The organism is Ferroplasma acidiphilum, assembly GCF_002078355.1.
Lineage (GTDB): Archaea > Thermoplasmatota > Thermoplasmata > Thermoplasmatales > Thermoplasmataceae > Ferroplasma > Ferroplasma acidiphilum.
Window position 1 is genome coordinate 39,821 of sequence record NZ_CP015363.1, and the last position, 22,511, is coordinate 62,331.

General features: G+C 36.9%; 29 protein-coding genes and 1 tRNA gene. 21 read left to right on the forward strand and 9 right to left on the reverse strand.

Annotated elements, in window-relative coordinates:
- Positions 1-2 precede the first annotated feature (2 nt).
- The 7 genes from fad_RS00245 (at position 3) to fad_RS00275 (ending at position 6,460) form a co-directional block, all read left to right on the forward strand.
- Complete coding sequence (locus fad_RS00245) at positions 3-1,058, forward strand: hydroxymethylglutaryl-CoA synthase (RefSeq protein WP_009887061.1); 1,056 nt, start codon at positions 3-5, stop codon at positions 1,056-1,058.
- Positions 1,042-2,214, forward strand: coding sequence for a thiolase domain-containing protein (locus fad_RS00250; RefSeq protein ID WP_236940577.1), 1,173 nt, complete (start codon positions 1,042-1,044; stop codon positions 2,212-2,214). Before fad_RS00245 ends, fad_RS00250 begins: the two co-directional genes overlap by 17 nt.
- A gap of 1 nt (position 2,215) precedes the next feature.
- A complete protein-coding gene (locus tag fad_RS00255) occupies positions 2,216-2,620 on the forward strand; it encodes a Zn-ribbon domain-containing OB-fold protein (protein ID WP_081141268.1) in 405 nt (134 codons plus the stop codon).
- Between the two features lie 184 nt (positions 2,621-2,804).
- Positions 2,805-3,620, forward strand: coding sequence for a menaquinone biosynthesis family protein (locus fad_RS00260; protein ID WP_048074177.1), 816 nt, complete (start codon positions 2,805-2,807; stop codon positions 3,618-3,620).
- Positions 3,621-3,764: 144 nt separating this feature from the next.
- Positions 3,765-5,270, forward strand: a complete 1,506-nt coding sequence (locus tag fad_RS00265; protein ID WP_236940578.1) for a cytochrome ubiquinol oxidase subunit I — start codon at positions 3,765-3,767, stop codon at positions 5,268-5,270.
- Between the two features lie 5 nt (positions 5,271-5,275).
- Positions 5,276-6,349 (forward strand): hypothetical protein, encoded by a 1,074-nt coding sequence (locus fad_RS00270; protein WP_081141271.1) that lies wholly within the window; start codon positions 5,276-5,278, stop codon positions 6,347-6,349.
- A gap of 38 nt (positions 6,350-6,387) precedes the next feature.
- A tRNA-Pro gene (locus fad_RS00275) sits at positions 6,388-6,460 on the forward strand.
- A gap of 127 nt (positions 6,461-6,587) precedes the next feature.
- Here fad_RS00275 and fad_RS00280 read toward each other — a convergent pair.
- On the reverse strand, positions 6,588-6,998 hold the full coding sequence (locus fad_RS00280) for a hypothetical protein (RefSeq protein WP_081141273.1): 411 nt from the start codon (positions 6,996-6,998) through the stop codon (positions 6,588-6,590).
- 316 nt (positions 6,999-7,314) lie between these two features.
- Positions 7,315-7,524 carry a CDGSH iron-sulfur domain-containing protein gene (locus fad_RS00285; protein ID WP_009887068.1) on the reverse strand — a complete coding sequence of 70 codons (210 nt, stop codon included), beginning with the start codon at positions 7,522-7,524 and terminating at the stop codon, positions 7,315-7,317.
- Positions 7,525-7,608: 84 nt separating this feature from the next.
- Here fad_RS00285 and fad_RS00290 point away from each other — a divergent pair, with 84 nt between their 5' ends.
- Both fad_RS00290 and fad_RS00295 read left to right on the forward strand, forming a co-directional pair.
- Positions 7,609-8,982: an NAD(P)H-hydrate dehydratase gene (locus fad_RS00290; protein ID WP_081141274.1), complete on the forward strand. Its 1,374-nt coding sequence runs from the start codon at positions 7,609-7,611 to the stop codon at positions 8,980-8,982.
- 25 nt (positions 8,983-9,007) lie between these two features.
- On the forward strand, positions 9,008-10,180 hold the full coding sequence (locus tag fad_RS00295) for an AMP-binding protein (protein ID WP_081141276.1): 1,173 nt from the start codon (positions 9,008-9,010) through the stop codon (positions 10,178-10,180).
- Here fad_RS00295 and fad_RS00300 read toward each other — a convergent pair.
- From fad_RS00300 to fad_RS00315, 4 genes are all read right to left on the reverse strand, one after another.
- Positions 10,168-10,644, reverse strand: coding sequence for a hypothetical protein (locus fad_RS00300; RefSeq protein ID WP_081141277.1), 477 nt, complete (start codon positions 10,642-10,644; stop codon positions 10,168-10,170). The two genes, fad_RS00295 and fad_RS00300, sit on opposite strands and share 13 nt — an antisense overlap.
- Positions 10,645-10,696: 52 nt before the next feature.
- A complete protein-coding gene (locus fad_RS00305; RefSeq protein WP_009887072.1) occupies positions 10,697-11,053 on the reverse strand; it encodes an ArsR family transcriptional regulator in 357 nt (118 codons plus the stop codon).
- A 104-nt stretch (positions 11,054-11,157) separates the two neighbouring features.
- Positions 11,158-11,415 (reverse strand): UPF0147 family protein, encoded by a 258-nt coding sequence (locus tag fad_RS00310; protein WP_081141279.1) that lies wholly within the window; start codon positions 11,413-11,415, stop codon positions 11,158-11,160.
- A 4-nt stretch (positions 11,416-11,419) separates the two neighbouring features.
- The gene (locus fad_RS00315; RefSeq protein ID WP_148285731.1) at positions 11,420-11,719 is read right to left on the reverse strand and encodes an Lrp/AsnC family transcriptional regulator; all 300 of its coding nucleotides are present in this window, start codon (positions 11,717-11,719) and stop codon (positions 11,420-11,422) included.
- A 141-nt stretch (positions 11,720-11,860) separates the two neighbouring features.
- On the opposite strand from fad_RS00315, the gene fad_RS00320 reads away from it, so the two are divergent.
- Positions 11,861-12,469 (forward strand): thymidine kinase, encoded by a 609-nt coding sequence (locus fad_RS00320; protein ID WP_048074056.1) that lies wholly within the window; start codon positions 11,861-11,863, stop codon positions 12,467-12,469.
- 45 nt (positions 12,470-12,514) lie between these two features.
- Here fad_RS00320 and fad_RS00325 read toward each other — a convergent pair whose 3' ends face one another.
- On the reverse strand, positions 12,515-13,276 hold the full coding sequence (locus tag fad_RS00325; protein WP_081141280.1) for an amino acid kinase family protein: 762 nt from the start codon (positions 13,274-13,276) through the stop codon (positions 12,515-12,517).
- Positions 13,277-13,338: 62 nt separating this feature from the next.
- Between fad_RS00325 and fad_RS00330 the strand changes: the two genes are divergently transcribed.
- Entirely contained in the window at positions 13,339-13,821 is a 483-nt protein-coding gene (locus fad_RS00330) for an acyl-CoA thioesterase (RefSeq protein ID WP_081141287.1), read from the forward strand.
- Between the two features lie 9 nt (positions 13,822-13,830).
- The gene (locus fad_RS00335; protein WP_148285732.1) at positions 13,831-14,346 is read left to right on the forward strand and encodes a PDDEXK family nuclease; all 516 of its coding nucleotides are present in this window, start codon (positions 13,831-13,833) and stop codon (positions 14,344-14,346) included.
- Here the strand turns inward: fad_RS00335 and fad_RS00340 are convergent.
- Positions 14,341-15,693: an acetyl ornithine aminotransferase family protein gene (locus fad_RS00340; protein WP_081141289.1), complete on the reverse strand. Its 1,353-nt coding sequence runs from the start codon at positions 15,691-15,693 to the stop codon at positions 14,341-14,343. The genes fad_RS00335 and fad_RS00340 overlap by 6 nt on opposite strands.
- 204 nt (positions 15,694-15,897) lie before the next feature.
- Between fad_RS00340 and fad_RS00345 the strand changes: the two genes are divergently transcribed.
- The 8 genes from fad_RS00345 to fad_RS00380 all read left to right on the forward strand — a co-directional run bounded on the left by fad_RS00345 (position 15,898) and on the right by fad_RS00380 (position 21,298).
- Complete coding sequence (locus fad_RS00345; protein ID WP_081141290.1) at positions 15,898-16,887, forward strand: VIT1/CCC1 transporter family protein; 990 nt, start codon at positions 15,898-15,900, stop codon at positions 16,885-16,887.
- An 83-nt stretch (positions 16,888-16,970) separates the two neighbouring features.
- Entirely contained in the window at positions 16,971-17,744 is a 774-nt protein-coding gene (locus fad_RS00350; RefSeq protein ID WP_081141292.1) for an ABC transporter ATP-binding protein, read from the forward strand.
- Positions 17,741-19,333 carry a hypothetical protein gene (locus fad_RS00355; protein ID WP_081141293.1) on the forward strand — a complete coding sequence of 531 codons (1,593 nt, stop codon included), beginning with the start codon at positions 17,741-17,743 and terminating at the stop codon, positions 19,331-19,333. The genes fad_RS00350 and fad_RS00355 overlap by 4 nt, the downstream gene beginning before the upstream one ends.
- A gap of 21 nt (positions 19,334-19,354) precedes the next feature.
- Positions 19,355-19,807: a 30S ribosomal protein S19e gene (locus fad_RS00360; RefSeq protein ID WP_009887083.1), complete on the forward strand. Its 453-nt coding sequence runs from the start codon at positions 19,355-19,357 to the stop codon at positions 19,805-19,807.
- Positions 19,808-19,855: 48 nt separating this feature from the next.
- Positions 19,856-20,197, forward strand: coding sequence for a DNA-binding protein (locus tag fad_RS00365; protein WP_009887084.1), 342 nt, complete (start codon positions 19,856-19,858; stop codon positions 20,195-20,197).
- A 2-nt stretch (positions 20,198-20,199) separates the two neighbouring features.
- Entirely contained in the window at positions 20,200-20,355 is a 156-nt protein-coding gene (locus tag fad_RS00370; protein WP_009887085.1) for a 50S ribosomal protein L39e, read from the forward strand.
- A 9-nt stretch (positions 20,356-20,364) separates the two neighbouring features.
- A complete protein-coding gene (locus tag fad_RS00375) occupies positions 20,365-20,637 on the forward strand; it encodes a 50S ribosomal protein L31e (RefSeq protein ID WP_081141295.1) in 273 nt (90 codons plus the stop codon).
- A gap of 4 nt (positions 20,638-20,641) precedes the next feature.
- The gene (locus tag fad_RS00380; protein ID WP_081141296.1) at positions 20,642-21,298 is read left to right on the forward strand and encodes a translation initiation factor IF-6; all 657 of its coding nucleotides are present in this window, start codon (positions 20,642-20,644) and stop codon (positions 21,296-21,298) included.
- Here fad_RS00380 and pyrE read toward each other — a convergent pair.
- On the reverse strand, positions 21,293-21,793 hold the full coding sequence (gene pyrE / locus fad_RS00385) for an orotate phosphoribosyltransferase (protein WP_081141298.1): 501 nt from the start codon (positions 21,791-21,793) through the stop codon (positions 21,293-21,295). The two genes, fad_RS00380 and pyrE, sit on opposite strands and share 6 nt — an antisense overlap.
- Positions 21,794-21,872: 79 nt before the next feature.
- Here pyrE and pyrF point away from each other — a divergent pair, with 79 nt between their 5' ends.
- Positions 21,873-22,508: an orotidine-5'-phosphate decarboxylase gene (gene pyrF, locus fad_RS00390; protein ID WP_236940579.1), complete on the forward strand. Its 636-nt coding sequence runs from the start codon at positions 21,873-21,875 to the stop codon at positions 22,506-22,508.
- Positions 22,509-22,511 lie beyond the last annotated feature (3 nt).

Consider the following 22,511-nt stretch of genomic DNA (forward strand, 5'->3'; position numbering starts at 1 on the left):
CTATGTCTGGAATTGTAAGTTACGGGTCATATGTTCCAATATACAGGATAAAACCAGAGGAAATTGCCAGGATATGGGGCGACGATCCGGAAAAAATGAAGAATAATCTATTTATATTAAGCAAATCGGTACCTTCACCGGATGAAGATGTTGCTTCTATTTCTGTGGAAGCGGCAAGAAATGCCCTTAAAAGAATAAATATAAATCCGGGAGATATTGGCGCTATTTATGTTGGTTCAGAGTCACATCCATATGCCGTTAAACCGACAGCCACCATAGTGGCAGCTGCAATAGGGATGCCGCTTGAATACTTTGCCGCAGATTATGAATTTGCATGCAAAGCAGGTACTGCCGGAATGCAGAATGTTAAGGCAATGGTTGATTCCGGTTATATCAAATATGGCATTGCTATTGGGTCAGATACATCACAGGGTGCTCCAGGGGATGCTCTGGAATACAGTGCATCTGCGGGCGGAACAGCAATGATTATCGGAAAGGATAATGTAATTGCAGAAATAAACGATACATTGTCAGTATCAACAGATACCCCTGATTTCTGGAGGAGGGAAGGAGAACCATATCCCCGTCATGGAGAAAGGTTTACAGGCGATCCCGGATACTTCAAGCACGTTTTAGCTGCCTCAAAGGCAATGATGGAAAGAATGGGAACAAAAAGCAGCGATTATGATTATGTTGTATTTCACCAGCCAAATGGAAAATTCCCCACAAGGGCGGCAAAGATGCTTAATTTTACAGAAGAACAGTATAAAACTGGCCTTTTGACACCCTATATAGGGAATACATATTCAGGTTCTACAATGACCGGCCTATCAGCCATACTGGATGAAGCAAAACCGGGTGACAGGATTCTTGCAGTATCATTTGGTTCCGGTGCAGGCTCCGATGCCTTTGATATAACAATAACAGAAAATATGAAAAATTACCATCGTGAAAACGCTCCAGGTGTAAGAAAAATGATTGAAAATGTGAAATTCATAGATTATGCCATATATACAAAGTTTAGGAAAATACTGGTTATGGGTGATAGCCTTGAGTAATGAAGTTTATATTATCGGCGCAGGTGAAACAAAGTTCGGTGAATTATGGGACAAATCGTTGAGAAATCTGGCAGTTGAAGCTGGATTGAAGGCAGTTGAGGATGCAGGGATTTATTCAAAAGATATCGATGCAATTTATGGTGCAAATTCACTTGCCGGAATCATAAACATGCAGGAAAATATAGGTGCCCTGATCGCTGACTTTTCAGGTTTATCCACTGAAGGAATACCTTCCTTAAGGGTAGAGTCATCTACAGCTTCCGGAGGCGCAGCGTTGAGGGACGCATACCTCTCCATAAAATCTGGAGAATATGACGTAGTTGTAGTTGGTGGCGTAGAAAAAATGACAGATATACACGGAAGTGACATACTTGAAAAATCGTCATCCATTCTGGATCGGGAATGGGAAGCCTTTTTTGGGGCTACGCCTGCAGCAATGGCAGCGCTTATAGCCAGGAAATATATGCACGATTTTGGAGTTGAGAAAGAAGCACTATCAATGTTTTCCGTAAACGACCATCTTAATGGTTCAAAAAACCCGGACGCACAGTTCAGGAATAAATTAACCATACAGCAGGCTATGAATTCAACTGCAGTTGCTGACCCACTGAATATGATGGATTGCTCTCCAATGAGCGATGGTGCAGCTGCAGTGGTTCTGGCTTCCGAGAGCTTCATTAAGAAGAACAAACGCGAGGGAGTACGCATTTTGAGCTCAGCCGTAGCAGAAGATTATCTCTCTGTCGGATCAAGAAAATCTATATACACATTGAACTCCACAAAGCTTGCAGTTGAAAAGGCATTGCGGAAATCTGGGATAAAAAGGAACGATATATCATTTATGGAGGTTCATGATTCATTTTCAATATTTGGCTTGCTGGAACTTGAAGACCTTGGATTCGCAGAAAAGGGCAAAGCAAAAGATCTTGTATACGATGAAATAAAGCTTAATGGCAGCATTCCTGTAAATCCCTCAGGCGGATTGAAAGCAAAGGGTGACCCATATGGTGCCGTTGGTGTTGGCCAGGCTGTAGATGCATACAGGCAGTTAAAGGGCAAGGCAGGCGATAACCAGATTAAGGATGCAAAATATGCACTTCTGCATAATATGGCTGGAACCGGGACATCGTCAATAATACATATACTGGGTGAATAAAATGACAGAGTTATCGAGAATCTGGAGAGAAACAGAGTATAGATACAATCTTATCGGATTTAAATGCAAAAATTGCGGGAATTCATATTTCCCACCGAGGGATGTATGCCCTGTATGCCATAGGGAATCTATAGGAAAAATGGAAAAAGTAAAATTCAGTGGCAATGGAGAAGTAATATCTTACACAGTTGTGCATGATGCACCTCCAAGCTTTAAAAGGCAGGTACCCTATGTACTTGCGCTCATAAAGTTGTCAGAAGGCCCTGTAATTACTGCCCAGATAGTGGACTGTGATCCCGCAGATGTTGATATAGGGAAGAAGGTACATTCCGTTTTCAGGAAAATCAGGCAGGACGGGGACAGCGGTATAATAGAATATGGATATAAATTTGTATTAAATCTTTAATACACTATTTTACTATTTTGATTAAGTACATAGAGGCATTCTGTTCATTTTAAACTATATGGCTTCATAGATTCATATTTATATAGCAACCTTCTACGAGGTAATTTTTCATTCCTGAATTTTAAATTCCCCAAAGATTTTGTGTTATAAAAAATACTTTTAACCTTATTGTAATATGACAGGTATGAAAATGTTGATAGCACACACACCGGATCCGGATGACGCCTTTATGTTTTACGCCATGTTTGAGCATAAAATCAAGACATCATTTGAATATGACCAGGTAGTAAAAGATATAGAAACACTGAACAAGGAATCTGTAGATTTAAAGTACGACGTCACTGCAATATCTGCGAATGGATATATGCATGTTTCTGATAAATATGACCTGACAACTTCTGGAGCAAGTTTTGGTATAAGTTATGGGCCACAGGTAATAGCCAAAAAAAATATTGACCTGAAAGGAAAGACTATAGCAAGCCCAGGAAAATACACTTCCGCAGAATTGCTGTACAGGATGTTTGCACCGGAAGCAGGCACATTAAAAGAGATACGCTTTGATAAAATCGTAAACGCAATTATGGAAAATGAAGTAGATGCTGGAATACTTATACATGATGAACAGTTGACTTATCAGGATAAGGGGCTTGTACCTGTTCTGAACCTTTACGATGAATGGAAAAAATATGCAGGGGACCTCCCCATACCTTTAGGATTTAATGCAATACGCAAGGATATGCCCATAGAGGATAAACTGAAATACAAAGCGGACTTTGAAAATTCAATAAAATATGCATTTGAACACGAAACTGACGCGGTAAAATACGCAATGAAATATTCAAGATACGATGACTTTGAGCTTGAAAGAAAGTTTATTTTAATGTATGTAAATGAACTCTCGGTAGATTTCGGTGAAAAGGGCCGGAAGGCACTGGACCTCTATTATAAAAGGGCTGCAGAAAAAAATATAATTAAGCCATTTAAACCTACCATAGTTTAAATATATAAAATATATTTTTTATAAGAATCAAAAACTACAATATTTGTGATAAAAATATCACAACAAGGATTTTTTAATAACAATTAGTTAATTTGTGAATTAAATTAACTTTAAATATTATTTTGTAATCGCAAAATGATAAACATGTTCAACATATCATACCCGGTTTGGGATAGTGCAATGTTTGCTTACACTATATCCGCTCATATCTTGCTGGTATCGCTGAGTATGGGTCTGGCAATAACAGTAACTATAGCAGAATTCCTTGCACTGAAAAAGAAGGATAAATATTATGATACACTTGCATACAAACTTTCAAAGGCTCTTGTGATATTCTTTGCAGTAGGAACTGCTTCAGGAACTGTAATGGCTATGGAATTATTCCTCTTCTGGCCATCCTTTATGAAGCTGGTTGGAGAAGTGGCCATGGGGCCATTCTATGTCGAAGTTTTCTCTTTCCTGCTTGAGGCTATAGCCCTTCCAATGTATGTATATTTCTGGAAAGATTTCAAAAACAGGTGGGAACACTGGGGATTAAGCCTCGCAGTTACAATAGGCACATACCTATCCGCATTCACAGTTACTGAAATAAATGCATGGATGAATACGCCTAATGGATTTGACGTGGCTAAATTTGTTTCCTCAAATGGAACTGTAATAACAAATGTTAATCCATTTGCCCCATTTATCACAGCTTCGACGGCAGCGGAGGAACTACACATGTCAGGTGCTGTATACTACGCCGGTATAGCTATGATTCTTGGGTATCTTATATACAAATATTTGAAGACAACTAATATGTCTGAAAAAATGATCTACCGGAGAGGAATAAATATAACAGCAGTTTTCATGATTCTAGATATTATATATTTAGGAGCAACCGGTTCAAATGAACTTTCAACTTTAATGGTTATAGAACCTATAAAATACACAGCACTGGAACTTGACCTACATGCCACAATAGGGACATCATTCGCTACCATGGCACCGGAGCATATATTCGGAGTATTAATAAATCATAAGCTTGCATATGCTCCTTCATTTCCATATGCCCAGTCATTGCTGGCATTTCCTTTAACATTCGGCAAAGGGTCTATACCCGGGCTTATACCTCTAACAACATACAAGGGTGTTACAGATTACGGAGTATGGCCACCTTATGTAGTGCACGATACCCTTGACCTTATGGTAGGATTCGGTGTTTTAATGGGATTATACTGGCTCTATGTAGTGGTACAGTATTTCAGGAAGAAAGACCCGTTAAGCCACAGGTTTACACTCCTTGGTGGAATAGTTGTTGCAATAATGGGCGTATTTACCATGGAAGATGGGTGGTACACAGCCGAAGTTGGCAGAGTTCCATTCATAATAAAGTCACCTGTTCCTGGTGGTTTTGTTGTCGATGGTACCAAATATTACGGTACAATGACAATTGCTCATGCCGCCTCAACATCACCTCTTGTGTTCCCACTTGGAATTGCAATTATAATATTTTATCTTGCATTATTCCCATTAACGTTCTATTTCGCGGGAAAAGTAATGAAATTATCAAACGTGGACGAAGATCTTAAATTGGGTGAAGATGACATAAAAATGGAAGACGAAAGAAAGGCAAGGAAATCTGTTTCAGCAAAGGCAGGGATGAGGTGAAATAAATGGCAAACTTAATTTATGGCATAAATTTCGATGTACTATTTTTAATTGTGGTCATAGCATCCATGGTTACAATGTTTGCGACGGAATTAATGGCTGTAGTTCCAATAGCAACACGTTTCAAGGATAATAAAACAAGGGTAAATGTTCTATCCTATATTGTTCCTGTGTGGGAAGTTGTGGGTACATTTTTTGTTCTCTGGCTGGTAGATATGGAGAATGTTATACCTGTGCTGATGCCTTCAATTGCATACGCCCTATTCCCATTATTTGCAGTATTCATATTTTTCCTGGTGGTAAGAAACTCCTTTATTATATATGCAGAATTCGTATGGCATGAAAACAAATATTTTGATGAGAGAAAATTATATGCTGTATATTCGATAGCAACATTTATCATGGGAATAATGGCCTTGTCAGTACTTGCTGCCATAACCAGCGGGTATGGTGTGCATATTTACGGATTCGTTAAAGGTTCATCTACGAGCTATGCAAGTAGTTACACAAATTTTGGAGTTTTCTATTCACATCTTGGAGTTATAGGATTTATTATCGGTGCACTTATACTTGCAAATGGGATCGGAATGGTATTTTACAGGTTAACAGATATAAAAACAGCAATGGGGAAATACCTTCCATTAATACTGGTTATAATAGGCCTGGCAATATTCATGCCCTCTTATTATTCTATCAGTGCCAAGGATTATTCAGTCAATAATGCCTTTATAGTAATACCCATAGTGCTCGCCCTGGTAATACCTATACTGTATGCATTTAAGGGAACAACCCACCTTGCATCATATAAGCCGTTTATTGTTATTCTTACTATAATATCTATAACTTTCCTTGAACTGAAGGCTTACCCCTATGTATTCGGGAACGCCAATATGGTAGCAAATATACCCGCAGTTACTACAGATTCCGCTATGGAATACCTTGCTTTTATAATTTCTGTAGTAGGTGGAATATGGCTTGTACTTATGATGATATACTATGCATATGTATCCAATCATAGAATAGCCAGGCTAATACCTGAACACAAGCCAACTGCAAAAGCTCCAGAACCAAAACATTAGATAAAAATTTTATATACCTTTTTAAACTGTAGTTGTGAGGGGCTGTGGGGTAGCTTGGCATCCTACGGGCTTTGGGAGCCTGAGACTCCGATTCAAATTCGGGCAGCCCCATTTTTATTTAACAAAAGTGTATAGTTTTGCCGACATGATTTTAAAATACAATATCTGGAAGGCCTAGAACTTCCGCCGCATGAGTAAGTCAGAATGTTCTCAGTTTTGTATCGCAGTTTGTGATTACTCAATGCATTGAACTTCTGTGTTCTTTCTTTCCAATAATTATACGCCTTATAGAATTTGCAATAGCAATTAAAACGATCAGTGCGATCTGAACATAAACAAGGATAGTTATCAGAGCATGAAAGCCGGCAAAGTAAAGCCACAACTCAATTTCTATCAGTAAGGCCAACAAAACTGTAACTATAGCCATAAAATCTATGTTTCTGGTAAAGCCATAATGTTGCTTTTTTCCTCCCATGAAACCAAGACTATAAAGAAAACTGAGGAAAAAACAAAGAAATAGTATCAGAAATAGCCCAGATATTTCCCACTTCAATTGCCCTAATGAACTTAAAAACTGATATAGTATTGATATGCTCGCAGCACCTGCTGTAATGGTATAAAATTTATTAAATCTTTTACCGGTATTCATTTCAATTCTCTTTGTCCTCCGGTATTTGGTCAATTGTTTTTTCTATTATTACTTACATTGCCAATATTTCCTATTGGAAAAAGTCATTATCGACTATTATTCCCTCTTGCTTATGATAATATTAACATATCAGTATATATACTTAACTTCATAGCTATCTGAATCCACATTATTATTTAACCTCAAAAAAATAGTGATATACACATCTTATAAATTTAATATACAATAAAATCATAAAGATATACCGCTATGATGATATTTACAAATAAATGATTTGATGATTAATGACGGGCAAGCTGAGCGGTATAAAATTTATTTATTCTTTTTTATAGAATGAACTTACTTCTAATCTGTCCCCATTGTGGTCATAAACATACAATTTACCATCTTCGTCCACGGTCTTCATATGGTGTCCATCACAATATGGTTTATTTTCCGACAGGCCACATGCACATATATGAACCTCTTTATCGCCTACCTTTACCATATATGGTTTGTCTCTTTCATGCAAAACAATTCTAGACATGATTAAACATAATGAATTAATATATATGTTTAACGTTTCAACTCTAATCAGTCATATTTAAGTAGAACTGTATAATGTTTTTGCATGGATTATCTCGATGAAAAATCTATGGATATTAATTATGCCAGTACCTATGGTAATACATATAAACTGATGAAACAGGCAGGCAAATCCATATCAGATTTTGTGGAACGTACAATCCAACCGGGCAAATCCATAGCAATAATATGTGGCACGGGCAATAATGCCGGGGATGGCATATGTTGCGGCGAATATCTTCTTGAAAAGTATAATGTTTCTGTTCTGCTAATTAAAGATGTGAAAGGATTAAAAACACAGGAAACCAGGAGAGCTATAAATGATTACAATGGAGCATACTACCCATTATCTTCCCTTGATGAGGTTATATCCAGATCCGATATAATAATAGATGCAATTTTTGGAGTTGGGATCAATGGTGATCCTCGAAAGCCATACAGTGAAGTAATACAAAATATCAATAATAGTGGAAAAACTATAATCTCTGTGGATGTACCATCTGGATTCCCGACAAATATACAGGTAAAACCGGATTATACGGTTACATTTACAGATATTAAATCTGGCATGAACAGTGAAAATAGTGGCAAAATTATAGTTTCAGACATAGGAATACCGGAACAGATAAAATCTACTGTAGGGCCAGGTGACATGGTTTACATGCCCATTTCACCCTCTGAATCCCATAAAGGCATGAACGGAATAGTTGGAATACTTGCTGGCTGGGAATTTCCAGGTGCAGCTGTGATGTCATCGCTTTCTGCGTATAATGTGGGCCCTGACCTTGTTAAAGTATTTACAAATGAGGTTAACAGGCCCATAATAATGTCGTATAATCCAGGTATAATGTTTTATCCTGTGAATGGAAAGAATTTTCCTGATATAACGGGCTTGAATTCTATGCTTATAGGCCCGGGAATGGGGAGAAGTAAGGAAGCAGAGGATTTAATAAAGTACGCAATAAAAAATTATAATGGGCAGTTAATACTGGATGCTGACGCATTAAAACTTATAACCCCGCCGGAAGTTAAGGGCAGAAATGCAATAATTACCCCGCATTCAATGGAATTCAAAGCATTTACTGGCCTGGAACCCACAGAAGAAAACGCAGTTGAAACGGCTAAAAAATATGGCCTTATAATTTTATTGAAGGGAAGTAAGGATATAATCACCGATGGTGTTAACATCCGTTATTCATATGGTGGCAATAGCCGCATGACAATGGGCGGGACCGGCGATGTACTGGCTGGAATAGTTGCTGGCATTGCATCAAGAAAGGTAAGCCCATTGAGGTCAGCAAGCCTCGGGTCTTTTATAAACAAAAAATGTGGTGACATAGCTTTTGAAAAATTTGGCTCTTATTACGGCATAATGGATATGATAGATAATATTAAAATCATCATGCATAATAAATTTTAAATCTGTTTAATGATTATATATAACAATGATCGAGGCAATAAATAGCCATGTTAACATCCCGGACATTTCAATGTATTCACTTTTGCTGAGAAATGCCGAAGTAAATGGAAGCAGGCCAATAATAATATTTTATGACAAGTATATTACATATTCAAAATTACTTAAATATGTGGATTCTATGGCATATCAGCTTGAACATAGGCTGAACGTCAGAACGGGAGAAACAATAGCTATCATAATGGACTTTTCACCACCATATATTATCTCCATAATTTCATCTATAAAAATAGGTGCACGCATTTTGATAATTGATGGGAAAACAGATGATAGTACTATTAATGGATATATTGATAAATATGGCATAAAGGTAATGATCATATGCAAGAAGTTTGCAGAAAAAGCAAAAAATGAGCGGATAAAATATATTGTATCGGACCCGAACGATTTCCTCACGCTTGGGAAAGCCTTGATTAACAATATCCGCAACCGTTCATATGTTAAATACGGAAATAATGTCTTAAAATTTTATGAGTTTATTTATAGTGATAACGTTCCGGATCTGCCTGAGGCACATGAACCTTCATGTATTATGTTCCATATTGAAAATGAGCTGTTAGTATTTAATATGAAGAGCATCATAGGAGAAACATTCATAATCAATTACTGGTTGCCAAAATTTGACGGAAAACCTGTATTTTATTCGGGTATAGACCATTCAACACCTCTTGGTTTAATCTACTCAATAACACTTCCTATATCATTTTCAGGGACCATTGTCATAAACAGCCCAGCTTCCATCTCCCGGAATGCCTGTGATTTTGTAGTGGGGCCCCCTTCATTTTACTCACAAATAATTGAGAAAAAAATAAATATTTCCGGCGTAAAATACTGTATAATGCCATTTTACGATAGAGAAATAGAAAATGCTTTCCATCAATATACAGATATTCCCCTGATTACGGGTAGATCTGACCAGTTCACACTTACAACACATATGAACCCATTTGATGATATACGTGCGGGGTCATTTGGTATGCCAGTCAATTATGTGGAATGCATGATAAACCCTGAAAATGAGTTATTAATTAAAACACCTTATCTTCCAGTAATCTATGAAAATAATAAGAAAAAGGAATATGAATGGTACAACTTACACACAAAAGTAAAAGTTGTGGATAATTATTATTATTCACTTTGAGTTAAATATCTCGAGTTATATTTTTTAAGCAATGACCCGAATAATAATGAGAGGAAGAAATTTGCTACTATGTATGTTATGAAGTAAAATATTAAATCGTATATACCTAACAGGCCAAGGCTATAAACCGTTATTATCACAAAAAAGACGAGCCAGTAGGCTATTACCATAAACTTTATTTTGCCATCCAGTGTATTTCTCGGGATAATATCAAAGTATTTTGCCAGCAGAATGGAGTAAAACACACCAAAAACCAGCCCAAGTATCAATAAATCACGTACCTGCGAAACCAATAGCACAGTGAATAAAAGTGACAGATTTTTGGATGTAATGGTATATCCATAGGCAAATGCAAATTCTGCAGAAAATATGTAGAGTATAATAACATTCACTATTGAGGCAATAATAAAATAAATAAACCCGGATTTCAGGCCTGCAATAATTCCATCCTTGAACGAAGACATATTTCTACATGCCTATATACAATTAATATTTTTATATATTAAAAAAATAGTTTTAGTTTTTAAAATTTTTTAACTGGTTTATGGTACTGTTTATCTCATCTATTTTCTTTTCACGTTCATTTATTATTTCCTCAAGTATTTCATTGAAATCCTTGGATAATTTATATCCGTGCACGGGCCGTCCCTTTCCCTCTTTTTTCATATTCCTTTTTGCAATCCAGTTTTTTCTACGCAACCATTGCATGGCAATAGATACTTCAGGCTGCCTTAATCCTGTTTCCCTCTCAACCTCAACAGAGGTAATTTCACCCTTGTCTTTTATATATACCAGTGTGTATGCCACACTTCTGGGGATGTCCGACACCATTAGGTATTTCGCCAGCTTGTTAACTTCTTCTGAAAGCGCCATTTTTAATCGGATAATAATATTATAATGTTATATATATTTAACTATACAAAAAAAAATTAATATATTATAAAATGCTTATTTTCTATGTTTAATTTATAATAAACTCATGATTTTGAGAGTGCTTCCAGTTTGCTGATTATAGTATATATGGCTGCCCTCCCATGTGACGGCACATTCGGGTCATTGGAGATATCATCCAGTTCAGATATGACAGTGGCACACCTTAAATCAAGGCTTTCCTTGCCATCTTTCATTTTTTCTTTTGCTTCGGAAGACGTTTTTCTTACATTCCTCGGTATGGATGAATCATCTTCCAGATCATCCATCAAGGCTAGAACCTCGTTAAACAAATTCTCATCCATTCTATCACCTCATATACATATCCTTAATGATGGATAATACCATCATTGTTTTGGATTTTCTTATACCCTGTATCGAATTAAGGTTATTAACTATAAACTTTTCAAGGGCTATGTAATCGGGAAATCTGACCTTTATTATAAGATCATATTCTCCGGTAACAACAAAGACCTCTTCGACATTTTTATGTTCTCCTATTATCCTTCCAATTGCATCAACGTTGTTAATCTCGGCTTCTATTCCGATCAACGCTGTGATAATTTTATTATCATAATATTCCCTAAAATTTGTAATTTCTGCTTCCATTAATTCACCCAGGTTATTCATAATCATCTCTATATTCATAATATTTTCTAATACATCATAACTTAATTGTATGCATGACAGTCATTATTATAAAGTGCCATGCTGGTTAAAAACTTATATGAGTTAATAATACTAACAATAATGAAAAATATCATTATAGGAAAACTAACAGTTATCACCGGTCCTATGTTTTCAGGCAAAACTTCAAGATTAATTGAACTGTTAGAACGGGAAATTCTGGCAGGGCGAAATACTTTATTATTTAAGCCAGAAATGGACAAAAGATATGATACGACATTTGTGACCACCCATAAGGGCATGAGGCTTCCAGCAATAGTGTTAAATACAGATAATGAGGGCGTGGAGAAAATGTACAACCTGTCTAAAAATGTGGATGTGATAGGCATAGACGAAGCCCAGTTCTGGAATCACGGATCCATATTGCCCGAGATAGCAGATAAAATTGCCAGTGAAAATAAAATTGTTTATGCAGCTGCCCTGAACAAAAACCATCTTGGAAACCCTTTTAAAACTTCTATGGATATTATATCAAGGGCGGACCAGGTTTATTCATTGACCGCAGTATGTGCAAAATGCGGTGAAGATGCGACATTTTCTCAGAGAATTTTGAATGGCAAAGAAATATTCGGCGAGCAGATAAAAATAGGCGGCATGGAGAGTTATGAACCGCGATGCAGAAAATGTTTTGTTTACCCTGATGTATCTGAAGTTCAAAGGCTTGAAGAGTAATACTGCAATTTCCTGCAATAAACTTTGAAATAACTACAACCGGAATCATGGAATAAGTGTAATTACATTATCCATACCAGTTGACATTAATATTGCTTTTTTCCCGCCCTTGGAGATGAAATCCAGCATGGCCTTTACCTTTTTGCCAGCGATGTTATCCTTAAATTTCCCTCTTTTATAGATATCCATCAGGGCATCAAATGTTATATTATTCAATAATTCCTGGCTATTTACGATGCCTTTAAATTCATCCCTATGCCCGGATATAATTATTAACTCATCCGCCTCAATAAGCGTTCCGAGAAGTGACGAGGAAGAATAATTATTAACCATTCCATGGCAATTATTATAATACTGCAACTCTCTCACCACAGGAAAACCTGCACCAATAATTATGGGTAAATATCCATCGGACATAAGCGTCATAATTGCCGATTTTTCTGGTATATCTATCGGCTCAAGGAATTCTTCCGTTTTCCCATTCTCAGGAATTCCACTTTCTGTATAATTATCTCCTGTTTGTACTGAAGGATTAGAAATTTTCCTGATTTCCACCCTGGTAAAAACTGCAATAATCTCCTTTGAATATCCATATTTGTATTTAACACGATCATAGGCATTGATGATATTCACCGGATAAAAAGTATCTGCATTTTCAGGATAACTATCTCCGCATGTCATTACAATTTCATTTTCTGATATCAGTTTACCTGATTTAGCGAATATATCATCAATTAATCCAGGGCTTCCGCATTTCTCGTTATAGTCCGGATAATTGTTGCCAATTGCCATTACAATTCTTTTCATCAAATCCCATCAATAATTATGGATATATGATAAGATTATTAAATTATTTACAATCAACCTATATGGGAAAAAGAGTTAGCGAATCGGATGTAACATCCGAAATCATTGTACTTCCCGGAGACACCAATATGTTCGGTGACCTGTATGGCGGGAGGCTTGTTGAATGGATGGATAACATAGGGAGCATAACGGCTTTTAAGCATAGCCGGAAGAAAGTGGTCACGGGCAGCATAGATAACCTGTTCTTTCTTTCACCAATAAAACTTGGATATATAGTGCATCTGCATTCATTTGTTACCTATACAACAAAATCAACAATGGAAATTGAGATAGATGTATCTTCTGAAAATGTCACTACCAGCAAGAGCAATGTTACAACAAGGGCGTTTTTTACATATGTTGCACTGGACGAAAACGGCCATGCAACAGAGATACCTGAGATAATACCGGAGAATGATATTGAACGTAAAAGATTCGTGGATGGCGAAAAGAGATTAGAACTCCGGCTTCAAGCCTTAAAATCTGTTAAAGCAGATTTGAAATAAGTGGTATAAGTGAATGGCAGCATCTACGAAAGGGAGTTAATGAATATACTCATAGGTACGAAAAACACACTGGATAGGATAACGAAAAATCTTGACCCCGTTTCAAAGGATGTGGTATATACAATGATGGATAAGCCATTTTACGTTGCCCGGGCAGCAGGTTCATTTGGTGCAGATCTTGTGGCACTGCGCGATGATTATTCTCTCGTAATTGAAGTAAAATCGTCTTCCAGATCACAATTAACATTCAGTGAAGCCTCCGGGACAAAACAGGACCAGGCCTTAAAACTCCATAACAGGTGTATTCTATCCGGGCTTTTCATAACATATGCCTACAGGTTAAAAAATTATAAAGGGGATTTCTGGAGATTTTTTTCAATAGAGAGCGATTACCAGTACAGGGGAAAAATGCGCGGACTTTATGAACTTCTCCCAAAGCAGGAAATAACTAGAACAGGAAATTATATACTGAGATGGGAGGGCGGATTGCCGCTCACCACCCTTGTCAATTATTTAAATTCATAAGGCTTTTTTTATTGAGTTATCAAGTATATCTATAGCCTCGTCAATCTGTTTCTCACTCACGATCAATGGAGGTATAAACCTTATGGCGCTCTCACCGGCACCCAGCAATATGAGCCCGTTTTTATAGGCATTCTCTATAGTTTTATCCCTGAGCCCACGGAAATGGGCTTTTGTCTTTCTATTTTTCACAAAGTCTATTGCCTGCATTAACCCGAGCCCCCGGACGTCCCCTATGCTATCATATTTTTCCTGCAATTCATGCAGCCTCTTATTAAGGTAATCTCCAACCTTTCTCGCGTTTTCAACCATATTTTTATTTTTTATTTCTTCTATGGTCGCACGGCTCGAAACAGAGGCAAGAAGGTTTCCGCCAAATGTGTTGGAATGCAACCCTGATTTCTCAAAATCATATTTGCTCTTTACAACAGATGCACCCATAGGTATTCCTGAGGCTATAGATTTGGCCACAGACATAATGTCAGGGTCAACACCAAAGTGTTCAGAAGCAAAGAAACGCCCGGTTCTGCCGAATCCAGTCTGTACCTCATCCATTATGTACAGTATTTCATTTTCATGGGCTAGCTCCATGAGTTTTTTGTGGAAATCCATGGGCGGCACAATATATCCGCCTTCACCCTGTATTGGCTCTACAAGTATAGCTGCAACAGAATTGGATGGTAAAAACTTTCCAAACACATAATCTTCCAGATAATCGATGGCTGCATTTGTCAGGTCTTCAGGCTCTTCATAGCCATCTATGTTGAATGGATTTCTATATGGGTCTGGAAATGGTATATGTGTAACACCACCCATTTCAGGGAAGAAACCCTCATGGTGCACGGGTTGTGATGCCGTAAATGACAGTGCCCCCATTGTTCTTCCATGGAATCCGCCTATGAATCCGATAAACTGTGGCCTTTTTGTATAGCTCCTTGCCAGTTTCAGTGATGCTTCATTGCTCTCGGCACCGCTGTTTGCATAAAAAACCTTTTTGTCATGGCTGCCAGGGGATACTCCTATCAGTGCCTTTGCTGCTTCTACCTGTTCTTCATAGTAAAAATCTGTTCCTGCAAAGTGCCACAATTTATGCAGCTGTTCCTGGACTTTTGAAATAACATATTCGTTGCCATAGCCTATATTTGTTGTACTTATTCCGCTGGAAAAGTCAAGAAAAACATTATCATCAACATCTTCAATATAACACCCCTGACCCCTGTATGCAACTACAGGCAATGACTTTGTGGACGTTGTCAGATATTTTTCATCCTCTGCCATAATTTTTTTTGCATTAGGCCCTGGTAGTTCAGTTGTTATTCTAACACCATTTAACAATACATCCTTTTCCATAAAATTATAATATTTAGACAGTTATATACTTTATCATGTGTACATTTTGTGCTATTTCTAATTAACAGAATAAAAAAATATAAAACTCCTTCGATTTAGGCTGTCATAATTTATATGTAGAAGATTCAAAAGTAAATACTAAAAATTTCATAGGTTAACCAAAATTATCAAAAGAAGTTTTATATAATTGATCTATAAAGATATATGGTTGGTACTTCAAATTCCCGGTATCAAATAAAATTTCTCCGCGATGAACTTACGGACATGATTTTCTATACTTATATGTATAGAAATACAGAAGATCCGGAACTTAAGGAGAACTTTAAGCAACTGGCTACTATAGAAAATGAACATGCAAATTTCTGGGGACAGTCATTGAAATCATCAAATGTAGACATAAATAAAATAACATACAGAAAAACCAAATATTTTTTTATGAAAATTATCCGGGCTATAGTGGGAAAAAATCTCATAATCAATCTCCTTGAACACGGTGAATATCAGTCTATCAGGAAATATAAAACCTATCTTGAAAGTTATAAGCAGGAAGATGATTATAAAAAAAAGGTAAATGACCTCATATCCTCTGAAATGCAGCATGAGGAGATATTTGCAAATAAAATATCAAAAAGTGTTAAAAACATTCAAAAAAGCAGGGATTTTTTATATGGCATGAGTGATGGCCTTGTTGAGGTCCTTGCAACCCTGGTCGGTTTGTCCGCAATAATCACAAGCCATATAGACATTGCATTGAGCGGGGTAGTTGTGGGTATAAGTGGAACATTCAGCATGACCCTGGGGGCATATCTTGCACAGAAATCTGAATCAGAATATAAAATTGCCATGCTTAACAGGAAACACATATTTTCCAGAAGCAAGGGTGTGGAAAACATGATCAATCAATACTCTTCAGAAGCCACAATTTCTGCACTCAATACAGCAATTTCCTATATAACAGGGGCGGTGATTCCCATATTGCCTTTTGTTTTTTTTCAAAAGTACATGGCGGTAGCACTTTCAGTAATACTTGTTTTCATAGCACAGATGATTTCCAATTCTATTGTGGCACTTTCACTCAACACACCTATTCTTAAATCCGGGCTCAGGGCCTCATTGTTAGCTCTCGGTGCTGCTGCAGCAACCTTTGCCGCTGGAGAAATATTCCATATAATATTCCACATTTCACTGCTGTGATAATGGATACTGGCAGGGGCCTGTTGCAAATAATATATGCATTGCAACAAAAATATTTATAATAGATATGACTATTAAAATCGTTGAACACAATAGAAGTAACGAATCTGTACAAACGTTATGGAACCACCACAGCACTTAATGGTATCAATTTATCTATTGCCGGCGGTCAGATATATGGCATTCTTGGACCCAATGGCTCCGGCAAAACAACATTATTGAAAATACTTGCAGGAATATTGCCACCTTCTTCAGGGGAAGTTGTGATTGATGGCATGAATCTTACCGGCAACTCAGACAATATAAAATCCATAACAGGGTATATACCGGAAACACCTGCATTATACGAATCACTCACCCCAATAGAATATTTCAACTTTCTTGCATCTGTGTTTAAAATCGATGATTCCGTTTTGAAAGAGCGGATAAATGCATTTTCCAATGCCCTTGAAATAGGGAAATACCTTAATGAATTCATAGGCTCATTATCGTTCGGGACAAAGCAAAAAGTGGCTATTATCGGATCTTTAATACACGATCCGAAAATAATTGTCATGGATGAAGGCATGAATGGTCTTGACCCGAAATCATCAAAAATTATTAAGGAACTATTAAAAGATATGACAGCAAAGGGCAAAACAGTAATTTTTTCCACTCATATAATGGAAATAGCGGAAACCGTCTGCGATACCATTTCTATATTATATAACGGGAACATAGCCGGAACAGGCAATCTTGATCAATTAAAAAGTGAAGCAGGGTCAAACAACAGTGATCTTGAGGGGGTATTCCTTAAACTGACCGGAGACGAGGACCTTGACAATCTGCTTGACTCTCTGAGGGAATCTATAAAATGAAAAACCAGACATTATTCTTAAGCAAATTAATAATGGTTGAGCAACGGTATCTTGCTTTAAAAGATACCCCAAAATTTCAGCGGAGCGTAAATACCATAAATAAACAATCATACTTCACAAGAAATATATTGATGACATATATCGCAAATGCAATACTTTTTACAATGATTTTTGTGCTTCTTGATTCTGTTTATTTTGAAGAGAAGGATACAGCAGCGCTAGCTTCCTTCGGACTTATAGTATTTCTATATCTCTTCATAATAGGCATTTATAATTCCATCGTTTTTTTTAACTCTGTATATAGCAACAATATAATGGCCCCCCTGAAGTCAATTCCGATCAATGTCAATGTCAACGTCCCGTTTATATCATGGTTTATTTACAATTCATCATCATATATTTTTGTTGTTTTCCCATCTGCCATATTTTTTTATCTTCTCACAGATGACTATGAAACTATATTCCTGGCCATAATTTACGCTTTCCTTGTGCTCATGGTCAGTTTTATTATCTCATCCCTACTGTTTATATATTCCGGGAAAAAGGCAAAAACACACACATCAATTAAAAATGTAATTAAAATTCTGGTACTTTTCCTTTTCCTGGGGGCATTTTACCTTCTGATCGAAGACCCATCTTATTTTGGCTATGTTAGCAGTGCAATTGCCTCTCTTCCATATTATGTCAGAATATTTGCATTTCCAATAAATTTAGAATATATTGTATATTTAAATTATACCCTTCCTCTAATCTACAGGATAATAGAGATACTTTTATCACTTTTATTTCTTGTAATAGTGGTTTTCATATATTTTGCTTTAAGGGAGAAAATATACAATATTCTCATGACATCCGAGGAAAACGAATCAAGTGAAAAGGTATACTCAAACATAAAAGGGAATAAAATGCTTGCAGCTTTCCTTAAAAAGGATGCAAAAAGTACCTTCAGAAAACCCCAGAACCTATCATACATATTTCTGCCTGTACTATTTGTAATTCCATTTTTCCTTGGAGTTGGCATAGGAGATGGCTTCAGTTCTTCATTTTTTACCCTGCTTTACCTGGTAGAGTTTGTATCCTCATTTTACGCAATTTTTCTGCTTGTTGTTGAGGGAAAGGGTATTGAAGTTCTAAATTCATTGCCTATTAAGAAGCAGTCTATTGCCTTTTATAAGAGTATCTTTGGTTTAATTATATTCTCGGTTATTGCAATAGCATTCACGGTTGTGACCATAGTGATCAGCCACAAAATCGGGTTAATAGATCTTTTCGAACTCATTGATGCTATAACCCTGTTCTATATTATACTCACGGTAAACATAAATCGCCTCCTGAAAAAACTTCCGCCGGGAACATCAAACCTTAATTACTATTCCTTTGGAACCTATCCGATGCTATTTATATTTATTTTATCTATAATTTTACTTGGAATATCTGTCGGCCTGGCTCTGGGCCTATCATTTTTATTATTCCAAAGCATTCTTTATTATGCTTATACAGACCTGATTATAAATATCATTATGTTATTATTTTTTATTGCAAAGCCAAAAATTTTTAAAAATAACGAAAATGTTATAAATAGTTTATAAATAAACCTGCATCGTGATAATATGGTAGATGTTAAAGAAGTTCCTGCAGATTTATTGTTAAATAAGCTTGCATCAGAATTTAAAGAGAAAAATGTTGAGATACCGGACTGGGTAAATTACCTTAAGGATGGTATAGGGAAGGAACGTGCGTGGGTACAGGATGACTGGTACTATACAAGGCTAGCTTCCATTATGAGGAAGGTATATCTTAATACAAATATAGGAATATCAAGGCTTAGTCAGGAATATGGCAGCCGCCAGGATAGGGGCACCAAGAGATACCATCCCGTGCAGGGAAGCAGATTTATAATCAGGAATATACTTCAGTCCCTTGAGGCGCTAGGATATCTCAAGAAAGACACAAGGACAGGCAGGTCACTTACACCTGCAGGCCAGTCAATGCTTGATAAGGCAGCGAAGGAAGTAATGAAAAGCCTTGCCGAAAAGGATAAGGTTTTTGAAAAATACCTTTAATAAAAAATCTTATGAATATTGTATTAATATCTGGTAATGGTGTTGTAAATGGATAATGATGACGAGTTAAACAGGATAAGGCAAAGAAAACTCGAAGAAATGCAGAGAAATCAGCAGCAAGGCCAGTATGACGAGGAAAATAGGAAGCAGATCCAGGAGGAAGAAGCCAGAAGGCAACAGATATTACGCCAGATATTATCAACAGAAGCACGTGAAAGATTGAGCACACTTAAGCTTGTAAGGCCTGATCTGGTAAGCAATGTTGAAAATCAACTAATCCAGCTTGCCGGTATGGGCAGAATCAACAGGGTTATAGGCGATGAAGAATTAAAGGGAATACTTTCAAGATTGATAGGCAACACAAGGGAAACAAAGATCGAGAGGAGATGAATATGAGTAAAAACAAGCCACTTGGCAAGAAAATTAGATTAATGAAGCATGTAAATTCAAACAGGAGGGTTCCTGGATGGGTTATGATGAAAACCGACAGGAAAATGACACAGAACCCTAAAAGGAAGAACTGGAGAAGGTCCAACTTAAAACTATAGGTGTAAAAGATGGCAGAGAATAATGAATTATCAACAGAAGAGCTCATAACAGTATCACTCAGGGGCGCAAGGTCATCCTCAAGGCGCAGGAGAGCTGACACTGCTATAGGCATAATAAAAGAAGCAGTTTCAAGATATACAAAGTCAGAAGCAGAGAAGATATGGATAGATAATAAGGTAAATGAACTCATATGGGACAGAGGGAGAGAGCATATACCCACAAAGATAAGCCTGAAAATCATTAAACTGGAAGATGGCACAACAGAAATAATTCTCCCGTAATATTATGATTAAAAAATTATCCATATTCGAAAGTGATTTTATTGGCGTATACGCAAAGGTATTCAATGATTTTGCCTTTTTACCCAGAAATATACCGGAAGAAACGCGCCTCTCAATAGAGGAAACACTAAAGGTAAAAACCGCCGGCGTAATAGTTGATAACTTCAGCCTTATAGGCACAATGCTTGTCTTCAATTCAAATGGAATTGTAGTTTCAGGTCTCTCCAGCAAAGAGGATTTTTCAGGACTCGACCTTGGGGGGCGGAGACTGTTTTTTCTAAAAGACCGGTTAAACGCAATTGGAAATAATATTATAACCAGCGACAGGGCCGCAGTAATACACCCATCATTTACTGAATCTTCCGAGAAGGCAATAGCCGATACACTTGGCGTTGAGGTAATAAAAACAACAATTGCTGGAGTCAGTACAGTTGGAAGCGTCGCTGTTCTCAATAATAAAGGAATGCTTGTTTCTCCAGAAGCAAGCGAAGAAGAAATAAAAAATTTAAGCGATATATTTCATCTGCCTGTAAAAACAGGAACTGCTAATTATGGGAGTTATTACATCGGTGCATCAATTCTGGCAAATTCCAGCGGCATACTGGTTGGAAATGCTACTACATCAATAGAACTTGGAAGAATAGACGATATATTTTCATAATAGTTCAGATATTTTCGCCACAGATTCCAGTTTTATTCCATTTTCTTTTAAAAGCTCTTCTCCACCGGATTCCCTATCAACAACACATACAGCGTGGTCTACTATGGCCCCATTCTCTCTGAGTATCTTTGCAGTCTTTAATAATGAGTTTCCGGTAGTAACAACGTCTTCTATAAGGTCTACTCTGCTTCCAGAAATTATATTCCCCACTATCTGCTTTTTTGTACCATGCTCCCTTTCTCCCTTTCTTATTATTATATACGGTTTTCCGGTTTTTAATGATATTCCTACTATTAATGGGACAGCTCCAAGCTCCATTCCTGCAACAGTCCCGTATATGGTTTTCCCTGCCAGATCATCACAAATTTCAGACAATGTTGCAGGGTCTGTGCATGCTTCCTTGATATCCACATAATATGTTGATTTCTTTCCTGATGTCAGGGTAAAATCACCGAATTTTATCATCCCTGACTGTATAAATTTTTCCCTATCCATAGCTTCTGATTAAAACTGTTTATTTAATTATATGCCTGCCCTCGCATATCTATTATATATGCATAATAAATATACAACAATGGAGAGTAAGATTATATTTGCGCTGGATGTTTATGATTACAATACAGCTGTGGATCTGGCAAGAACTGTTGGAGAAAAGGTATTTGCAATAAAAATTAACTGGCCTGTAATTCTGGAAAATGGCATAAAAATTGTCCGGGACCTTTCTAAATATGCAAATATAATATGTGATTTTAAACTCGCAGATATAGATAATACTGTGAGCATGATCACAACAAAGGTAAAGGAATATGGCGGGTATGGTATAATCAGCCATTCATTTACCGGGTTAAATTCCTTGAAAGCTGTGGTTAAAAGCGCCGGAAATATGAAAGTATTTTCCGTTGTTTCAATGTCACAGGAGTCATATCTCGACAATATTACAGAGGAACTCATAAAAATATCAATGGAGGCTGGCGTGTACGGGCTGGTTGCACCCGGAAACCGCCCCTATTACCTTAAAAAAGTCAAAGAACTTTCAGAAGGATTAAAAATAATTTCCCCGGGTGTAGGTGCCCAGGGCGGTGATATAGTAAATGCAATGCTTTTGGGGTCTGACTATGTAATAATAGGAAGATCTATTTACAACTCCCCTGACCCGTTGGAAACCCTTGAAGGTTTTTCCAGCAGTATTAACAATAAATTAAATAAATAGAGT

Excerpts from the sequence above, each read along its gene's own strand:
- fad_RS00245 (WP_009887061.1), top strand. The coding sequence starts at position 3 with ATGTCTGGAATTGTAAGTTACGGGTCATATGTTCCAATATACAGGATA.
- fad_RS00255 (WP_081141268.1), top strand. The coding sequence starts at position 2,216 with ATGACAGAGTTATCGAGAATCTGGAGAGAAACAGAGTATAGATACAAT.
- fad_RS00260 (WP_048074177.1), top strand. The coding sequence starts at position 2,805 with ATGAAAATGTTGATAGCACACACACCGGATCCGGATGACGCCTTTATG.
- fad_RS00265 (WP_236940578.1), top strand. The coding sequence starts at position 3,765 with ATGTTCAACATATCATACCCGGTTTGGGATAGTGCAATGTTTGCTTAC.
- fad_RS00270 (WP_081141271.1), top strand. The coding sequence starts at position 5,276 with ATGGCAAACTTAATTTATGGCATAAATTTCGATGTACTATTTTTAATT.
- fad_RS00280 (WP_081141273.1), bottom strand. The coding sequence starts at position 6,998 with ATGAATACCGGTAAAAGATTTAATAAATTTTATACCATTACAGCAGGT.
- fad_RS00285 (WP_009887068.1), bottom strand. The coding sequence starts at position 7,524 with ATGTCTAGAATTGTTTTGCATGAAAGAGACAAACCATATATGGTAAAG.
- fad_RS00290 (WP_081141274.1), top strand. The coding sequence starts at position 7,609 with ATGGATTATCTCGATGAAAAATCTATGGATATTAATTATGCCAGTACC.
- fad_RS00295 (WP_081141276.1), top strand. The coding sequence starts at position 9,008 with ATGATCGAGGCAATAAATAGCCATGTTAACATCCCGGACATTTCAATG.
- fad_RS00300 (WP_081141277.1), bottom strand. The coding sequence starts at position 10,644 with ATGTCTTCGTTCAAGGATGGAATTATTGCAGGCCTGAAATCCGGGTTT.
- fad_RS00305 (WP_009887072.1), bottom strand. The coding sequence starts at position 11,053 with ATGGCGCTTTCAGAAGAAGTTAACAAGCTGGCGAAATACCTAATGGTG.
- fad_RS00310 (WP_081141279.1), bottom strand. The coding sequence starts at position 11,415 with ATGGATGAGAATTTGTTTAACGAGGTTCTAGCCTTGATGGATGATCTG.
- fad_RS00315 (WP_148285731.1), bottom strand. The coding sequence starts at position 11,719 with ATGGAAGCAGAAATTACAAATTTTAGGGAATATTATGATAATAAAATT.
- fad_RS00320 (WP_048074056.1), top strand. The coding sequence starts at position 11,861 with ATGAAAAATATCATTATAGGAAAACTAACAGTTATCACCGGTCCTATG.
- fad_RS00325 (WP_081141280.1), bottom strand. The coding sequence starts at position 13,276 with ATGAAAAGAATTGTAATGGCAATTGGCAACAATTATCCGGACTATAAC.
- fad_RS00330 (WP_081141287.1), top strand. The coding sequence starts at position 13,339 with ATGGGAAAAAGAGTTAGCGAATCGGATGTAACATCCGAAATCATTGTA.
- fad_RS00340 (WP_081141289.1), bottom strand. The coding sequence starts at position 15,693 with ATGGAAAAGGATGTATTGTTAAATGGTGTTAGAATAACAACTGAACTA.
- fad_RS00345 (WP_081141290.1), top strand. The coding sequence starts at position 15,898 with ATGGTTGGTACTTCAAATTCCCGGTATCAAATAAAATTTCTCCGCGAT.
- fad_RS00355 (WP_081141293.1), top strand. The coding sequence starts at position 17,741 with ATGAAAAACCAGACATTATTCTTAAGCAAATTAATAATGGTTGAGCAA.
- fad_RS00360 (WP_009887083.1), top strand. The coding sequence starts at position 19,355 with ATGGTAGATGTTAAAGAAGTTCCTGCAGATTTATTGTTAAATAAGCTT.
- fad_RS00365 (WP_009887084.1), top strand. The coding sequence starts at position 19,856 with ATGGATAATGATGACGAGTTAAACAGGATAAGGCAAAGAAAACTCGAA.
- fad_RS00370 (WP_009887085.1), top strand. The coding sequence starts at position 20,200 with ATGAGTAAAAACAAGCCACTTGGCAAGAAAATTAGATTAATGAAGCAT.
- fad_RS00375 (WP_081141295.1), top strand. The coding sequence starts at position 20,365 with ATGGCAGAGAATAATGAATTATCAACAGAAGAGCTCATAACAGTATCA.
- fad_RS00380 (WP_081141296.1), top strand. The coding sequence starts at position 20,642 with ATGATTAAAAAATTATCCATATTCGAAAGTGATTTTATTGGCGTATAC.
- pyrE (WP_081141298.1), bottom strand. The coding sequence starts at position 21,793 with ATGGATAGGGAAAAATTTATACAGTCAGGGATGATAAAATTCGGTGAT.
- pyrF (WP_236940579.1), top strand. The coding sequence starts at position 21,873 with ATGGAGAGTAAGATTATATTTGCGCTGGATGTTTATGATTACAATACA.